Below are 14,439 nucleotides of genomic sequence, written 5' to 3'. Positions count from 1 at the left end.
CTGGGCGCAACGGATGGGGAGGCAGGACGACGGTGGCGGAACGTAGCACGACTGCCGTCGACGTGGCCGACAACAGCGGTGACGACCCGCTGACCGCCAAGGCGGACAAGGCCACGACCGACGGGGCGGCGGAAACGCGGAAGACGGCGGCGCCATCCGCCGATGCCGCAGAGGACAAGGCGGTCGCGCCCAAGGGCGGCGACCAGCCCTCCATCAAGGCACCCGAACTGCACAGCGGCCACAAGCTGGCCAGACGCTACCGCCTGGAGGAGTGCGTCACCCGTCTGGACGGCTTCAGCAGTTGGCGCGCCGTCGACGAGAAGCTGCGTCGCGCCGTCGGCGTGCACCTGCTCCCCGCCGACCACCCCCGCGCCCGTTCCGTCCTGGCCGCCGCCCGTTCCTCGGCGCTGCTCGGCGACCCCCGGTTCGTCCAAGTCCTCGACGCCGTCGAGGAGAACGACCTCGTCTACGTCGTGCACGAGTGGCTGCCCGACTCCACCGAGCTGACCGCGCTCCTCGCCACGGGCCCCCTGGAGGCCCACGACGCCTACCAGCTCGTCAGCCAGGTCTCCCAGGCCATGGCGGCCGCCCACCGCGAGGGCCTCGCGCACCTCAGGCTCACCCCGAGCGCCGTCCTGCGCAGCTCCACCGGCCAGTACCGCATCCGCGGCCTCGCCGTGAACGCCGCCCTGCGCGGCATCACGGCCGACCGCCCGCAGCGCACCGACACCGAGGCGATCGGCGCCCTCCTCTACGCGGCGCTCACCCAGCGCTGGCCGTACGAGACCGACGCCTACGGCCTCACCGGCCTCCCCAAGGGCCTCGGGCTCGTCCCGCCGGACCAGGTCCGCGCGGGCGTCCACCGCGGCCTCTCCGAGATCGCCATGCGCGCGCTCGCCAACGACGGGGCCACCGCCTCGCGCCAGGACCGGCCCTGCACCACCCCGGACGAGCTCGCCAAGGCCGTGGCGGCGATGCCCCGCGTCAAGCCGCCGGAGCCGACGTTCCCGACCCCGCCCGAGTACCAGCGCACGACGTACCAGCAGGGCACCTACGGCCGCCCCCAGCCGCGTCCGCCGGTCGCGCAGCCCGTGCCCGCCCCGCCGGCCCCGCTGGAGAGCCGCACGGGCAAAGCCCTGAAGTGGGCCGTCGGAGCCCTCCTCATCGTCGCGCTCGGCCTCGGCAGCTGGCAGATCGCGGACCGCCTCCTCGGCCCCAAGGGCACGTCGGAGACCCCGGTCACCTCCCCGACGGCCGACGAGAAGCCGGAGCCGCTCCAGCCGATCGCGATCGCGGACGCCTACGACTTCGACCCGCCGCCCGACGGCAACGGCGAGGAGACCCCCGCCGACGTGCCCAAGGCCTTCGACGGCGACCCCAGCACGTACTGGCAGACCCTGGAGTACCGGGGCTACTCGAAGTTCGGCAACATCAAGAGCGGTGTGGGCATCGTCCTCGACCTGGGCTCGGAGCAGGAGGTCGGCTCCGTCGACGTCTCCTTCCTCGGCCACACGTCCGTGGAACTGCGCACCGCGGCAGCCGGTACGTCTTCGCCCCCGTCCTCCCTGGACGCCTTCACCACCCAGGCGCAGGGTTCCGGGACCGAAGTCGCGCTCAAGCCCACCAAGCCCGTGACGACCCGCTACGTTCTGGTCTGGCTGACGGACCTGCCCGTCAGCGAGACCGGCGACTACCGCGGCAAGGTCAGCGAGATCAAGGTCATGGGCTGACGACCGTACGGGAGGGGGCTCACCGTTGAACGATCCGCGAGGCGAGGCCGCGAGCGACCAGGAACTCCTGGCGCGGCACGTCGCCGGGGACCCGGACGCCTTCGGTGAGCTCGTCCGACGGCACCGGGACCGGCTGTGGGCGGTGGCCCTGCGCACCCTGGGTGACCGCGAGGAGGCCGCTGACGCCCTCCAGGACGCCCTTCTGTCGGCCTTCCGGGCCGCCCATACCTTCCGGGGCCAGTCGGCCGTCACAACCTGGCTGCACCGGATCACGGTCAACGCCTGTCTCGACCGCGCCCGCAAGACCGCCAGCCGCCGCACCTCGCCGGTGGACGACACCGACCGCTTCGAGCAGCTCCTCGAACCGCACGAGTCGGCCGAGGCACCCGCCGAGCGCCAGGACCTCCACCGGCAGCTCCTCGCCGCGCTCGCCACCCTCGCCCCCGACCAGCGCACCGCGCTGATCCTCGTCGACATGCAGGGATACCCGGTCGCCGAAGCGGCACGTATCCTCGGCGTCCCCACCGGCACCGTGAAAAGCCGCTGTGCCCGGGGCCGCGCACGGCTGCTGCCGATGGTCACTCATCTGCGCGCCGACACAGTGGGTAACGAGGCCCTCGAAGGGGGAAGGAACCGGACGCCGGGGACATCCGTCCCAACGGTGCCGGGGCCGACGGAAACCGGACCGACAGATCCAGCTGCTGTGAAGGGCGGAGGTGGGCGCACGTGACTTCCACGACCGGCAAGACCGACACGACACAGCACCCGGACGTCTCGGAGATCTCCGACCTGACCGAGGGGCTCCTCCCACCGAGCCGCTCCGCCGCCGTACGGCTCCACCTGGACGGCTGTCCCCTCTGCGCGGACGTACGGGACTCCCTGGAGGAGATCCGGGGCCTCCTGGGCACGCTGCCCGGCCCGCCCCGCATGCCCGCCGACATCGCCGGCCGGATCGACGCCGCACTCGCCGCCGAAGCGCTCCTCCAGGCCACCGCCCCGGAGACCGGCGCCCCTGTTTCACGTGAAACAGAGGCCATCGACGCCGGGTCTCCCCGGCCTCCCGTCGTGGGACGCCCCGCCGGCCGTCCCACCGCCGCCACCGGCCCCGGGCGTCCCGGGAAGCCCCGTCGACGCCGCATCGCCGTGCTCTCCACGGTCGCCGCCGCCTTCGGCGCCCTCGTCCTCGGGACGAGCCTCTATCTCTCTCAGTCCGGCACCCCGAACTCCCTGAGCGACGCCAGCGCGAAGACCGTCGCCGGGGCCGCGGACGCGGGCGCGGGCGACTTCTCCGGAGCCCCGGTCGAGCAGCGCGTCCATGCCCTTCTCGCCACCGACAGCGGCACTGCCGCCGCGTCGGAGGTCGCCCCCGAATCGCTGAGCGCGCAGCAGGACACCGCCGCTCCTCGCCGCACCGCAGCCGCCGGTGCCGTTCCCGGCTGTGTCCTCGCCGGCACGGGGCGGACCGATGCCGTGCTCGCCCAGGAGCGCGGAGAGTACGAGGGAACACCCGCCTATCTGCTCGTCCTGGCGGACCCTTCGGACAGCAGCCAGGTGCAGGCCTTCGTCCTCGACGCCTCCTGCGCCGAGCGGCCCGCCGGCGACGCCGCCGGCCCGGCCGGCCTCCTGCTCAGCCAGACGTACCCCCGCTCCTGACGAGGCGCGCGGCACACTCGGGAATGCATGCCCCTTAGGATCCGTTGGGTGGGGTGAGAGCGACCGAGCAACCGCCCCCGTAGGCAGTGGCAAGTCTGCAGAGACGAGGAAGAAACCCGTGAGCGACGTCCGTAACGTGATCATCATCGGCTCCGGGCCCGCGGGTTACACCGCCGCGCTCTACACGGCGCGCGCGTCGCTGAACCCCCTGGTCTTCGAGGGTGCGGTCACCGCCGGTGGCGCGCTGATGAACACGACCGAGGTGGAGAACTTCCCCGGCTTCCGTGACGGCATCATGGGCCCGGACCTCATGGACAACATGCGGGCCCAGGCCGAGCGCTTCGGCGCCGAGCTCGTCCCCGACGACGTGGTCGCCGTGGACCTGACCGGCGACATCAAGACCGTCACCGACACCGCCGGCACCGTGCACCGCGCCAAGGCCGTCATCGTCACGACCGGCTCCCAGCACCGCAAGCTCGGCCTCCCCAACGAGGACGTGCTCTCCGGCCGCGGTGTCTCCTGGTGCGCCACCTGCGACGGGTTCTTCTTCAAGGACCAGGACATCGCCGTCGTCGGCGGCGGCGACACCGCGATCGAGGAGGCGACCTTCCTCTCGCGCTTCGCCAAGTCCGTCACGATCGTCCACCGCCGCGACACCCTGCGCGCCTCCAAGGCCATGCAGGAGCGCGCCTTCGCCGACCCGAAGATCTCCTTCGCCTGGGACAGCGAGGTCACCGCGATCCACGGCGACCAGAAGCTCAGCGGTCTGACCCTGCGCGACACGAAGACCGGTGAGACGCGCGAGCTGGCCGTGACCGGGCTCTTCATCGCCGTGGGCCACGACCCGCGCACCGAGCTCTTCAAGGGCCAGCTGGAGCTGGACGAGGAGGGTTACCTCAAGGTGGCCGCCCCGTCGACCCGCACCAACCTCACCGGTGTCTTCGGCGCGGGCGACGTCGTCGACCACACCTACCGCCAGGCCATCACGGCCGCCGGTACCGGCTGCTCCGCCGCGCTCGACGCCGAGCGCTTCCTGGCGGCCCTCGCCGACGCCGAGAAGCTGGCCCAGACCCCCGCGGTCTGACCCCCGTCTTTCCCTGCCCCACACCCCGCGAGAACAAGGAGGCCGCCGTGGCCCTGAAGAACGTGACCGACGCTTCCTTCGAAGAGGACGTCCTCAAGAGCGACAAGCCCGTCCTGGTGGACTTCTGGGCTGCCTGGTGCGGCCCGTGCCGTCAGATCGCCCCGTCGCTCGAGGCCATCGCCGCCGAGCACGGCGAGATCGAGGTCGTGAAGCTCAACATCGACGAGAACCCGGCCACGGCTGCCAAGTACGGCGTCATGTCCATCCCGACGCTCAACGTCTACCAGGGCGGCGAGGTCGTGAAGACCATCGTCGGTGCCAAGCCGAAGGCCGCGATCGTCCGCGACCTGGACCCGTTCCTCGCCCAGGGCTGACACACGGCTCCGTTTCACGTGAAACACGAGAACGGCCCGTCCCTTCAAGGGGCGGGCCGTTCTCGTGCACGGACACTCAGAGCGGTCGGAGCGCGGGCTCCTTCTGGACGGCGCCGAGCAGCCGGTCGAGGGCCATCTCCACGTCCTCCTTCCAGGAGAGCGTGGTCCGCAGCTCCAGCCGCATCCGGGGATAGGCGTGGTGCGGACGGACGGTCTTGAAGCCCACGGCCAGGAGGTGGTCGGCCGGCAGCACACAGGCCGGTTCCTTCCAGCGGGCGTCGCCGAACGCCTCGATCGCCTTGAAGCCCCGGCGCATCACGTCCTTGGCCACCGTCTGGACGGCCACCCGGCCCAGCCCCTGTCCCTGGTACGCGGGCATGATCCAGGCCGTCATCAGCTGCACGGCGTCCGCCGCCACAGGACTCGTCGGGAAGGACGTCGACCGCGGCACATACGCCGGAGGCGCGTACAGGACGTACCCGACGGGGATCTCGTCCACGTAGATGACCCGGCCGCACGATCCCCATTCGAGCAGGACGGCGGAGATCCAGGATTCCTTCTCCAGCTCCGGACGGCCCGCCTTCACCGCGGCGTCGCCGCTCACCGGGTCGAGCTCCCAGAAGACACAGGAGCGGCAGCGCCGGGGAAGTTCCTCAAGGTTGTCCAGCGTGAGCGGTACGAGCCGACGCCCCACGGCTTCTCCTCGCTTCCCTCGCCACCGAGAACGGATACGCCCTCCAGAATCGTAACCACCGGACGATCAGGGGGACACCGGTCCCAGCCAAAGGGCGGGCCGCGCTCCGGTGGAGATCCGGAGAACGACCCGCCCTGTGTGGCCGGGGTGGCGACAGAGCGTCAGCTCTGGTCGGCCTTGTGCTGGTCCATGACCCGTCCCTCACCGGGAGCCAGGGTCGAGAGGATGCGGTCCAGGTCGTCCATCGAGGCGAACTCGACGACGATCTTGCCCTTCTTCTGCCCCAGGTCGACCTTCACCCGGGTCTCGAAGCGGTCCGAGAGTCGGGTCGCGAGCTCCGAGAGAGCCGGCGAGACGCGTCCCCCGGCGCGGGGGCCCTTCGGCTTGACCGCGGCGGGCTCCTCGGAGGCCATGAGGCTCACGATCTCCTCGACCGTGCGGACCGAGAGGCCCTCGGCGACGATCCGGTACGCCAGCTGGTCCTGGGCCTCCGGGTCCTCGACGCCGAGCAGGGCGCGCGCGTGACCGGCGGAGAGGACACCGGCGGCGACCCTCCGCTGCACCGGCAGGGAGAGACGCAGCAGGCGCAGCGTGTTGGTGATCTGCGGGCGGGAGCGCCCGATCCGCTCCGCGAGCTGATCGTGGGTGCAGCCGAAGTCCTTGAGCAGCTGCTCGTAGGCGTGAGCCTCTTCGATCGCGTTCAGCTGGGCCCGGTGGAGGTTCTCCAGGAGGGCGTCGAGGAGCATCTTCTCGTCGTCGGTGTCCCGGACGATGGCCGGAATCCGTTCGAGGCCCGCCTTCGTGGAGGCCCTCAGCCGGCGCTCGCCCATGACGAGCTCGTACCGCTCGCCGTCCATCTTGCGCACGACGATGGGCTGGAGCAGGCCGACCTCCTTGATGGAGACGACAAGCTCCTCAAGGGCGTCCTCGTCGAAGACCTCACGCGGCTGGTGCCGGTTGGGAACGATGGCGTCGAGCGCCAGCTCCGTGAAGTAGGCGCCGGCCGGGGGCTCCGGCTGGGGCGTCGGCGCCGGTGCCGGCTCGTTCCATCCGGGAGCGGACTCCGGAGCCTGCGGGCTCTTCGGGAGCGTCGCCAGCTTCGCGGCGGCCACACCCCGCTCCGCCGGTCGTTCCTGTGGGGCGGAAGGAATCAGTGAACCCAGCCCACGTCCCAACCCCCTGCGTCGCTCACTCACTGGATCCCCTCCGACATGCTGTGCTGGTTGTTCTGGTACCCCCCAGGGGCGTGCCCCGCGGGAGTGTGCCCCGCGTGGGCGTGCTGCGGGTCGTAGTGCACGGCGGCACCCCGCAGGGCGATCTCACGGGCCGCTTCGAGGTACGACAGGGCACCGCTGGAGCCCGGGTCGTACGTGAGCACCGTCTGCCCGTAGCTCGGCGCCTCGGAGATGCGGACGGACCGCGGAATGCTGGTCCGGAGCACCTCCTCGGCGAAGTGTGTGCGCACCTCTTCGGCGACCTGCGAGGCGAGCCTCGTCCGGCCGTCATACATGGTGAGCAGGATGGTCGAGACGTGAAGTCCCGGGTTCAGGTGGCCCCGGACCAGTTCGACGTTCCGCAGGAGCTGGCCGAGGCCCTCCAGCGCGTAGTACTCGCACTGGATCGGGATCAGCACCTCGGCGCCCGCCACCATGGCGTTGACCGTGAGCAGGCCGAGCGACGGCGGGCAGTCGATCAGGATGTAGTCGAGCGGCTGCTCGTAGGCCTGGATGGCCCGCTGGAGGCGGCTCTCACGCGCCACCAGCGACACCAGCTCGATCTCCGCACCGGCGAGATCGATGGTGGCGGGGGCGCAGAAGAGGCCCTCGACGTCCTTGACCGGCTGCACCACCTCGGAGAGCGGCCTGCTGTCCACGAGGACGTCGTAGATCGAGGGGACCTCGGCGTGGTGGTCGATACCGAGCGCCGTGGAGGCGTTGCCCTGCGGGTCCAGGTCGATGACCAGGACCCGGGCCCCGTGCAGGGCCAGGGAGGCGGCGAGGTTGACGGTCGTGGTCGTCTTGCCCACGCCGCCCTTCTGGTTGGCAACCACCATCACCCGGGTCTGGGCCGGGCGGGGCAGCCCCTCGCCGGCACGACCCAGGGCCTCTACCGCCAGCTGGGCGGCTCGGCCGATGGGGGTGTCGTCCATCGGGGGCAGCGTTTCACGTGAAACATCCTCCCCCGCCGATTCGGTTCGGGGACCGGGGACCGGATCGGTCATCGGTCCCGCGATGTTGGCGTCGGACCGCATGGATGCACTCTCCTCGGCTTCAGGCTCGCGACGAGCAGAGCCTGTCATGCTTTCGGGGTCGTGAACCAGCGAGGTCGGTGCTTCTGTGGATGATTCCACTTCTGTGGACAAGTCCGTCACCCTCGCGAGTGGCTTCACGCGAGGCTGACGGTCCCGGGGCGTGGCAGCCGCCCGGCCGCGGCTGATGATCCCCTGGAGCAGGGAGCGACGTTTCACGTGAAACACCATGCCCCTGCCGCCGGGCCGCGGCCGTTCGACACTCCGATGGGGTACCTATGCGGCCCTCAGCGGCGCCGGCGGGTCTTGCTCGTCCGCGCGGCCTTGGCGCGCTTGGCGGCGAATCGAACGCCACCCGGGCTCTCTCCGACCTCCACACGGACGACCGTGGTCAGCGGATCGACGATCCCCTCGCCCACGTGCAGCACCGAGGTCTCCACCACGCCGAGCTTGGAGAGCGCGGCACGGGCGCCGTTGATCTCCTCCTCCGCGGTGTCGCCCTTGAGCGCCAGCATCTCGCCGTACGGCCGCAGCAGCGGCACGCCCCAGCTGGCCAGCCGGTCCAGGGGAGCCACCGCGCGGGCGGTCACCACGTGGACGGGGGTGATCTTCCCGAGCATCTCCTCCGCGCGGCCACGGACGACGGTCACGTGGTCGAGGCCAAGGAGCTCGACGACCTCCTGAAGGAAGTTCGTCCGGCGCAGCAGCGGCTCAAGCAGGGTGATCTTGAGGTCGGGGCGGCACAGCGCGAGCGGGATGCCGGGCAGCCCGGCGCCCGAGCCGACGTCGCAGACCGTGACGCCCTCGGGAACGACCTCAGAGAGGACCGCGCAGTTCAGAATGTGACGCTCCCACAGCCGCGGGACCTCACGCGGGCCGATCAGGCCGCGCTTCACACCCGCGTCCGCGAGGAGCTCCGCATACCGCACGGCCTCCGGGAAGTACTCACCGAAGACTGTCCGCGCCTGCTCCGGCGCCTCGGGGAGCTCCGCTGCCTCCGTCACGGGAACCGTCCTTCCGTACCGCAGGCATGTCCTGCGAGCGCACTGTGATGGCTGAACTATCAGGCTGACAAAGATCGGCCCCGCCTGCGAACAGACGGGGCCGACACTACGAGGAGGATCAGGCCGGGAGCACGACGACGAAGCGCTGCGGCTCCTCGCCCTCGGACTCGCTGCGCAGACCGGCGGCGGCGATCGCGTCGTGCACGACCTTGCGCTCGAACGGGGTCATCGGGTCGAGCTTCACCGGCTCACCAGACGACTTCACCTCGGCCGCGGCCTTGGCGCCCAGCTCGGCGAGCTCGGTGCGCTTCTGGGCGCGGAAGCCGGCGATGTCGAGCATGAGCCGGCTGCGGTCACCGGTCTCGCGGTGCACGGCGAGGCGGGTCAGCTCCTGGAGAGCCTCCAGGACCTCACCGTCGCGGCCCACGAGCTTCTGCAGGTCACGGCTGCTGGAGTCGCTGACGATGGAGACCGCGGCGCGGTCCGCCTCGACGTCCATGTCGATGTCGCCGTCGAGGTCGGCGATGTCGAGCAGACCCTCGAGGTAGTCGGCCGCGATCTCACCCTCCTGCTCCAGGCGGGTGAGGGTGTCGCCACCCTCGGCGGCGGCGGAGGTGATGCCTTCCGTCACGGATGGTCTCCTTCTTACTTCTTGGACGACGGGTGCTTGGGGCGCTGCGGGCCCTTGCGCTGGCGGTTGCCGCCGCTGGCGCGGCTGCGGCCGGATCCCTGGCCCTGCGTGCTGCCCTTGGCGGGGGTGTCCTGCTTCTTCTCCAGCGAGGTCTTCGGCTCGGCGTCCGAGACGGTCTCCTCGGTGGCCTCCGCCGACTCGTCGGCCTCGGTGGCCTCGGTGTCCTTGGACTGCGTCGTCGTGGCCTGACGCTGGGACTTGGTCTGGCGCTTGGGCTGCTGCCGCTTGGCGACACCGGCGGCCTCGGCCTCGGCCGCGATCGTGTCGCTCTTGATCACGGTGCCGTCGGCCTGGGCGGCGAAGCCGGCCTTGTTCAGGCCCGTGAAGAAGCGGCGCTCCTGCTCGTTGCGGTCGGAGCCCTTGGCGACGATGACCTTGACGATGTTCTTGCGGCGGCGGCCGCGGACCTCGCTGTGCGCGGTGATGTTCTTCAGCAGGCGCTGGAGGTACGCGTCCTGGGCCTTGCTGCCCGGCGTCGGGTTCTGGTTGATCACGTACATCTGCTGGCCCATGGTCCACACGTTGGTGGTAAGCCAGTAGACGAGGACACCGACGGGGAAGTTGATACCCATGACGGCGAAGATCACCGGGAAGATGTACATGAGCATCTTCTGCTGCTGCATGTACGGGGTCTTCACCGAGAGGTCGACGTTCTTCGTCATCAGCTGGCGCTGGGTGAAGAACTGCGAGGCCGACATCAGGATGATCATGATCGCGGTGACGATGCGGACCGAGGTGATGTCGGCGTCGAGCGCGGCGACCTCGGCGGCGGTGTCGGTGAACTTCGAGGCCAGCGGGGCACCGAAGATGTGCGCCTGACGGGCGCTGGCGAGCAGCGGCTCGTCGATCACGCCGATGGTCTTGCCCGAGGCGATGGCGGAGAGCACGTGGTACAGCGCGAAGAAGAACGGCGACTGCGCCAGGATGGGAAGGCACGAGGAGAGCGGGTTGGTGCCCGTCTCCTTGTACAGCTTCATCATCTCTTCGGACTGACGCTGCTTGTCGCTCTTGTAGCGCTCCTGGATCGCCTTCATCTTCGGCTGGAGCGCCTGCATGTTCCGCGTCGACTTGATCTGCTTGACGAACAGCGGGATCAGACAGATACGGATCAGCACCACGAGGGACACGATGGAGAGGCCCCAGGCCCACCCGGTGTCAGGGCCGAAGATCTTCCCGTACACCGTGTGGAACTGGACGATCACCCATGAGACAGGTGTGGTGATGAAGCTGAACAGACTGGCAATCGTGTCCACTAATCAGGCTCCTTGAGCATTGGGCGAGGTCTCTGCGGCCGGGCTCGTCTCGGCGGTGGACCCGCCCGTGTCGCCGCGCAGCGCGTTCCTCAGCATTTCGTGCCAGCGGGGGCGCTTGCGCGCGGGGACATGGTCCACACCGCCCGGCGACCACGGATTGCACCGCAGGATGCGCCAGGCGGTCAGGGCCGTGCCCTTGATCGCGCCATGTCGGTCGATGGCCGTGAATCCGTAGTGGGAACACGACGGGTAGTACCGGCAGACGGGACCCAGGAGAGGGCTGATCGTCCACTGGTACAGCTTGATGAGAGCCAGCAGCGGGTACTTCATCGCGCGCCCCCTCCCAGCAGCCGCTGGAAGGCGGCGTCCAGGTCTCGGGCCAGCTGTGCGTGGTCGGCGTCACCGGCTCCGGGCAACGCCCGTACGACCACCAGGCTACCGGGAGGCAGCTCGGCGAGTCGGTCGCGGAGAATGTGGCGCAAGCGACGCTTCACCTGGTTGCGCACCACCGCACCGCCCACGGCCTTGCTCACGACGAAACCCGCACGCGCCGGGGAAACGCTCTCCCCGGACGCGTGCGGGTCCGTTGCACCGCTGCGTAGGTGGACGACGAGGAGCGGGCGACCAGCCCGGCGACCTCGGCGTACCGCGGTTGCGAAGTCCTCGCGCCGCCTCAGCCGATTCTCGGTAGGCAGCACGTCATGACCTGTTTAAGTGGATCAGGCGGACAGGCTCGCGCGACCCTTGCCACGGCGGTTCGCCAGGATGGCGCGGCCGGCACGGGTACGCATGCGCAGGCGGAAGCCGTGGGTCTTCGCGCGACGACGGTTGTTCGGCTGGAAGGTGCGCTTGCTCACTCGGGGGCTCCAGAAATGATTCGGGTGGTGGCGGGACATCGCCTGGCTGTCACCGTGCGCCCACGAGTAGCTCGTAACGCCCGATTGCACCGCTTCGCGACCACAGATCGTGATCTTTGCCCATCGGAGGCAGGCGGCAGCAGCCATCGACAACTCGACCTGGTCACGGTACGCGCGGCTACGCCATCCGGTCAAACCGACCTGTCGCCATGGTCCATTATGCACAGGCTGTGGACAACAACTTGAACCGCGTCAGCCGCCCCGACTACCGTGGGGAGACTCCACAGTCTTTTCCGTTCTGTCCTTTCCTGTCCTTCCTCTCCCTCCTCACCTGATCCTCTGCGAGAAAGCGTGCTCCGTGGCTGACGTACCTGCCGATCTTGCCGCAGTGTGGCCACGCGTCCTCGAGCACCTCCTCGGCGAAGGCCAGCAAGGGATCGAGGCCAAGGACAAGCAGTGGATCGAGCGCTGCCAGCCGCTGGCCCTGGTGGCCGACACCGCTCTCCTCGCCGTGCCCAACGAGTGGGGGAAGCGCGTCCTCGAAGGCCGGCTGGCCCCGCTGATCAGCGAGACCCTGAGCCGCGAGTGCGGGCGTCCGATCCGGATCGCGATCACCGTCGACGACTCCGTCGGCGAGCCGACCCCGCCGGCGCCTCCCGCGCAGCAGCCCCGCTACGACGAGCGACCGGGGCCCGACGCGTACGAGAAGTACGAAGGGTACGGACACCGTCAGCTCCCCGAGGACACGCTGCCGACCGTGCGGCCGGCCTATCCGGAGTACCAGCAGCCGCAGCGGCCCGACCCGGGCTCCTGGCCGCGCACCCAGGAGGACCTGTCCTGGCAGCAGCCGCGCCTCGGCGGTTACCAGGAGCGCGCCCCGTACACCGGTCCCGAGCAGTCCCGGCAGCCCCGGTACGACGAGCCCGCGCGCGGGTACGAGCAGCCGCAGCGTCCCGAGCGGGCCGAGCTTCCCGACCCGCAGGGCCCCGGCGCCCGTCCCGGCCCCCGGCCGGGCGGCGGGCCGGTCCACGGCGGCGGTCACGTGCCGGGCGGTCCCGGTTCGGGTTCCGGTTCCTCCGGGCAGGGCGGTTCCGGGGCGCCGGGCGAGCAGCACGCGCGCCTGAACCCCAAGTACCTCTTCGACACCTTCGTCATCGGTTCCTCGAACCGGTTCGCGCACGCCGCCGCCGTCGCGGTGGCCGAGGCGCCGGCGAAGGCGTACAACCCGCTCTTCGTCTACGGGGAGTCGGGTCTCGGCAAGACCCACCTGCTGCACGCGATCGGGCACTACGCGCGGAGCCTCTACCCGGGCACGCGCGTGCGGTACGTGAGCTCGGAGGAGTTCACGAACGAGTTCATCAACTCGATCCGCGACGGCAAGGGCGACGCGTTCCGCAAGCGCTACCGCGACGTGGACATCCTGCTCGTCGACGACATCCAGTTCCTCGCGAGCAAGGAGTCGACGCAGGAGGAGTTCTTCCACACGTTCAACACGCTCCACAACGCGAACAAGCAGATCGTGCTCTCCTCGGACCGGCCGCCCAAGCAGCTGGTGACCCTGGAGGACCGGCTCCGCAACCGCTTCGAGTGGGGTCTCACCACCGACGTGCAGCCGCCGGAGCTGGAGACGCGCATCGCGATCCTCCGCAAGAAGGCGGTGCAGGAGCAGCTCAACGCCCCGCCGGAGGTGCTGGAGTTCATCGCCTCCCGGATCTCGCGGAACATCCGTGAGCTGGAGGGCGCGCTGATCCGGGTGACGGCGTTCGCGAGCCTCAACCGGCAGCCGGTGGACCTGGGGCTGACCGAGATCGTCCTCAAGGACCTGATCCCCGGCGGCGAGGACAGCTCGCCGGAGATCACCGCCCCGGCCATCATGGCGGCCACGGCCGACTACTTCGGGCTGACGGTGGAGGACCTCTGCGGATCCTCGCGGAGCCGCGTCCTGGTGACAGCCCGGCAGATCGCGATGTACCTGTGCCGTGAGCTGACGGACCTGTCACTGCCGAAGATCGGCGCGCAGTTCGGCGGCCGCGACCACACGACGGTGATGCACGCGGACCGGAAGATCCGTGCCCTGATGGCGGAGCGGCGCTCCATCTACAACCAGGTCACCGAGCTCACCAACCGCATCAAGAACGGCTGACACAGGGCCGATCAGGGCCTCCAGAGCCTCTGTAGGGCGCCTCGGGACACCTCCCGGGGCGCCCTTCGTCGTCCTCCCGGACGCCCTTCGTCGTGTTCCCGGGCCCCCTTCGTCGTACACAGCCCCACCGTGCACAGCTGTGTACGAGCGCGGGCTGTTCGATTACTCCGTTCCGGTGGCAGGTTCTCCACAGATTGGGGGATGATCTCCCGTCCACAGGGTGGGGACTACGAAGTTATCCGGAATGTGTCCACAGGCTGGCCTGGTGACAGTCCATCACCCCAGGTCAGGCCCCTGTGGAATTGTTGGCAAACGATCTCCACAGCCTGTGGATGAATCTTTCGTCCACAGGGCGTCTCGGAGGTTGTCCACCGGCTGCCCACAGGCGGGGGTCGGTTGCCCACAGCTTCTCCACACCGCTGTCCACTGTTCGGCAACGAAACACCCCCGCTCACCGGCCAGAGTGAAAGCGGTCACACCAAGGGAGACGTTTGGGCTGTGGGGAACCTGGGGAAAGCTGGGGACAGTGCTGGGGAGAACTCCCCATGGCCTGTGTATCGGGTGTGCAGAACTTTCGGGTGTCCACAGAACACCCCAGTTGTCCACGGGGTTCACCCACAGGGTCGGTGGACAAAAAACCGCACCTGACCTGCGAAAACGACGTTATCCACGGTTTCCACAGGCCCTACTACTACTCCCACATAGAGT

The 14,439-nt window shown here is 69.7% G+C and carries 15 protein-coding genes; 6 read left to right on the top strand and 9 right to left on the bottom strand.

Going from position 1 to position 14,439, the window contains the following annotated elements:
• Positions 1 to 32: 32 nt before the first annotated feature.
• The 5 genes from ACFC0Z_RS20590 to trxA all read left to right on the top strand — a co-directional run bounded on the left by ACFC0Z_RS20590 (position 33) and on the right by trxA (position 4,841).
• Entirely contained in the window at positions 33 to 1,730 is a 1,698-nt protein-coding gene (locus ACFC0Z_RS20590; RefSeq protein WP_376439772.1) for a protein kinase family protein, read from the top strand.
• A gap of 25 nt (positions 1,731 to 1,755) precedes the next feature.
• Positions 1,756 to 2,460: an RNA polymerase sigma factor SigM gene (sigM, locus tag ACFC0Z_RS20585; protein ID WP_376439770.1), complete on the top strand. Its 705-nt coding sequence runs from the start codon at positions 1,756 to 1,758 to the stop codon at positions 2,458 to 2,460.
• Positions 2,457 to 3,383, top strand: a complete 927-nt coding sequence (locus ACFC0Z_RS20580; RefSeq protein ID WP_376439767.1) for a hypothetical protein — start codon at positions 2,457 to 2,459, stop codon at positions 3,381 to 3,383. The genes sigM and ACFC0Z_RS20580 overlap by 4 nt, the downstream gene beginning before the upstream one ends.
• Before the next feature lie 118 nt (positions 3,384 to 3,501).
• On the top strand, positions 3,502 to 4,467 hold the full coding sequence (gene trxB, locus ACFC0Z_RS20575; protein ID WP_376439765.1) for a thioredoxin-disulfide reductase: 966 nt from the start codon (positions 3,502 to 3,504) through the stop codon (positions 4,465 to 4,467).
• Positions 4,468 to 4,514: 47 nt separating this feature from the next.
• The gene (trxA, locus tag ACFC0Z_RS20570; RefSeq protein ID WP_376439762.1) at positions 4,515 to 4,841 is read left to right on the top strand and encodes a thioredoxin; all 327 of its coding nucleotides are present in this window, start codon (positions 4,515 to 4,517) and stop codon (positions 4,839 to 4,841) included.
• 76 nt (positions 4,842 to 4,917) lie between these two features.
• On the opposite strand, the gene ACFC0Z_RS20565 is transcribed toward trxA, so the two are convergent.
• The 9 genes from ACFC0Z_RS20565 to rpmH all read right to left on the bottom strand — a co-directional run bounded on the left by ACFC0Z_RS20565 (position 4,918) and on the right by rpmH (position 11,588).
• Positions 4,918 to 5,535 carry a GNAT family N-acetyltransferase gene (locus tag ACFC0Z_RS20565; protein WP_376439760.1) on the bottom strand — a complete coding sequence of 206 codons (618 nt, stop codon included), beginning with the start codon at positions 5,533 to 5,535 and terminating at the stop codon, positions 4,918 to 4,920.
• A gap of 161 nt (positions 5,536 to 5,696) precedes the next feature.
• Positions 5,697 to 6,731, bottom strand: coding sequence for a ParB/RepB/Spo0J family partition protein (locus ACFC0Z_RS20560; RefSeq protein ID WP_376439758.1), 1,035 nt, complete (start codon positions 6,729 to 6,731; stop codon positions 5,697 to 5,699).
• Positions 6,728 to 7,834 carry a ParA family protein gene (locus ACFC0Z_RS20555; RefSeq protein WP_376439755.1) on the bottom strand — a complete coding sequence of 369 codons (1,107 nt, stop codon included), beginning with the start codon at positions 7,832 to 7,834 and terminating at the stop codon, positions 6,728 to 6,730. Before ACFC0Z_RS20555 ends, ACFC0Z_RS20560 begins: the two co-directional genes overlap by 4 nt.
• 236 nt (positions 7,835 to 8,070) lie before the next feature.
• Positions 8,071 to 8,787 (bottom strand): 16S rRNA (guanine(527)-N(7))-methyltransferase RsmG, encoded by a 717-nt coding sequence (gene rsmG / locus ACFC0Z_RS20550; RefSeq protein WP_376439752.1) that lies wholly within the window; start codon positions 8,785 to 8,787, stop codon positions 8,071 to 8,073.
• A gap of 118 nt (positions 8,788 to 8,905) precedes the next feature.
• Positions 8,906 to 9,418: a protein jag gene (locus ACFC0Z_RS20545; protein ID WP_376439750.1), complete on the bottom strand. Its 513-nt coding sequence runs from the start codon at positions 9,416 to 9,418 to the stop codon at positions 8,906 to 8,908.
• 14 nt (positions 9,419 to 9,432) lie between these two features.
• Positions 9,433 to 10,731, bottom strand: coding sequence for a membrane protein insertase YidC (yidC, locus tag ACFC0Z_RS20540; protein WP_376439747.1), 1,299 nt, complete (start codon positions 10,729 to 10,731; stop codon positions 9,433 to 9,435).
• 3 nt (positions 10,732 to 10,734) lie between these two features.
• Positions 10,735 to 11,061: a membrane protein insertion efficiency factor YidD gene (gene yidD / locus ACFC0Z_RS20535; RefSeq protein ID WP_147978793.1), complete on the bottom strand. Its 327-nt coding sequence runs from the start codon at positions 11,059 to 11,061 to the stop codon at positions 10,735 to 10,737.
• Positions 11,058 to 11,429 carry a ribonuclease P protein component gene (gene rnpA / locus ACFC0Z_RS20530; RefSeq protein ID WP_376439745.1) on the bottom strand — a complete coding sequence of 124 codons (372 nt, stop codon included), beginning with the start codon at positions 11,427 to 11,429 and terminating at the stop codon, positions 11,058 to 11,060. The genes yidD and rnpA overlap by 4 nt, the downstream gene beginning before the upstream one ends.
• A 21-nt stretch (positions 11,430 to 11,450) precedes the next feature.
• Positions 11,451 to 11,588 (bottom strand): 50S ribosomal protein L34, encoded by a 138-nt coding sequence (gene rpmH, locus ACFC0Z_RS20525; RefSeq protein ID WP_006381191.1) that lies wholly within the window; start codon positions 11,586 to 11,588, stop codon positions 11,451 to 11,453.
• Between the two features lie 358 nt (positions 11,589 to 11,946).
• Between rpmH and dnaA the strand changes: the two genes are divergently transcribed.
• Entirely contained in the window at positions 11,947 to 13,731 is a 1,785-nt protein-coding gene (dnaA, locus tag ACFC0Z_RS20520) for a chromosomal replication initiator protein DnaA (RefSeq protein ID WP_376439742.1), read from the top strand.
• Positions 13,732 to 14,439: the final 708 nt, after the last annotated feature.

The sequence above is a fragment of the Streptomyces sp. NPDC056144 genome (assembly GCF_042264145.1).
In the GTDB taxonomy this organism is placed as follows: domain Bacteria; phylum Actinomycetota; class Actinomycetes; order Streptomycetales; family Streptomycetaceae; genus Streptomyces.
The sequence above is the reverse complement of the archived record's forward strand: the minus strand, read 5'-3'. Positions and strand labels throughout refer to the sequence as shown.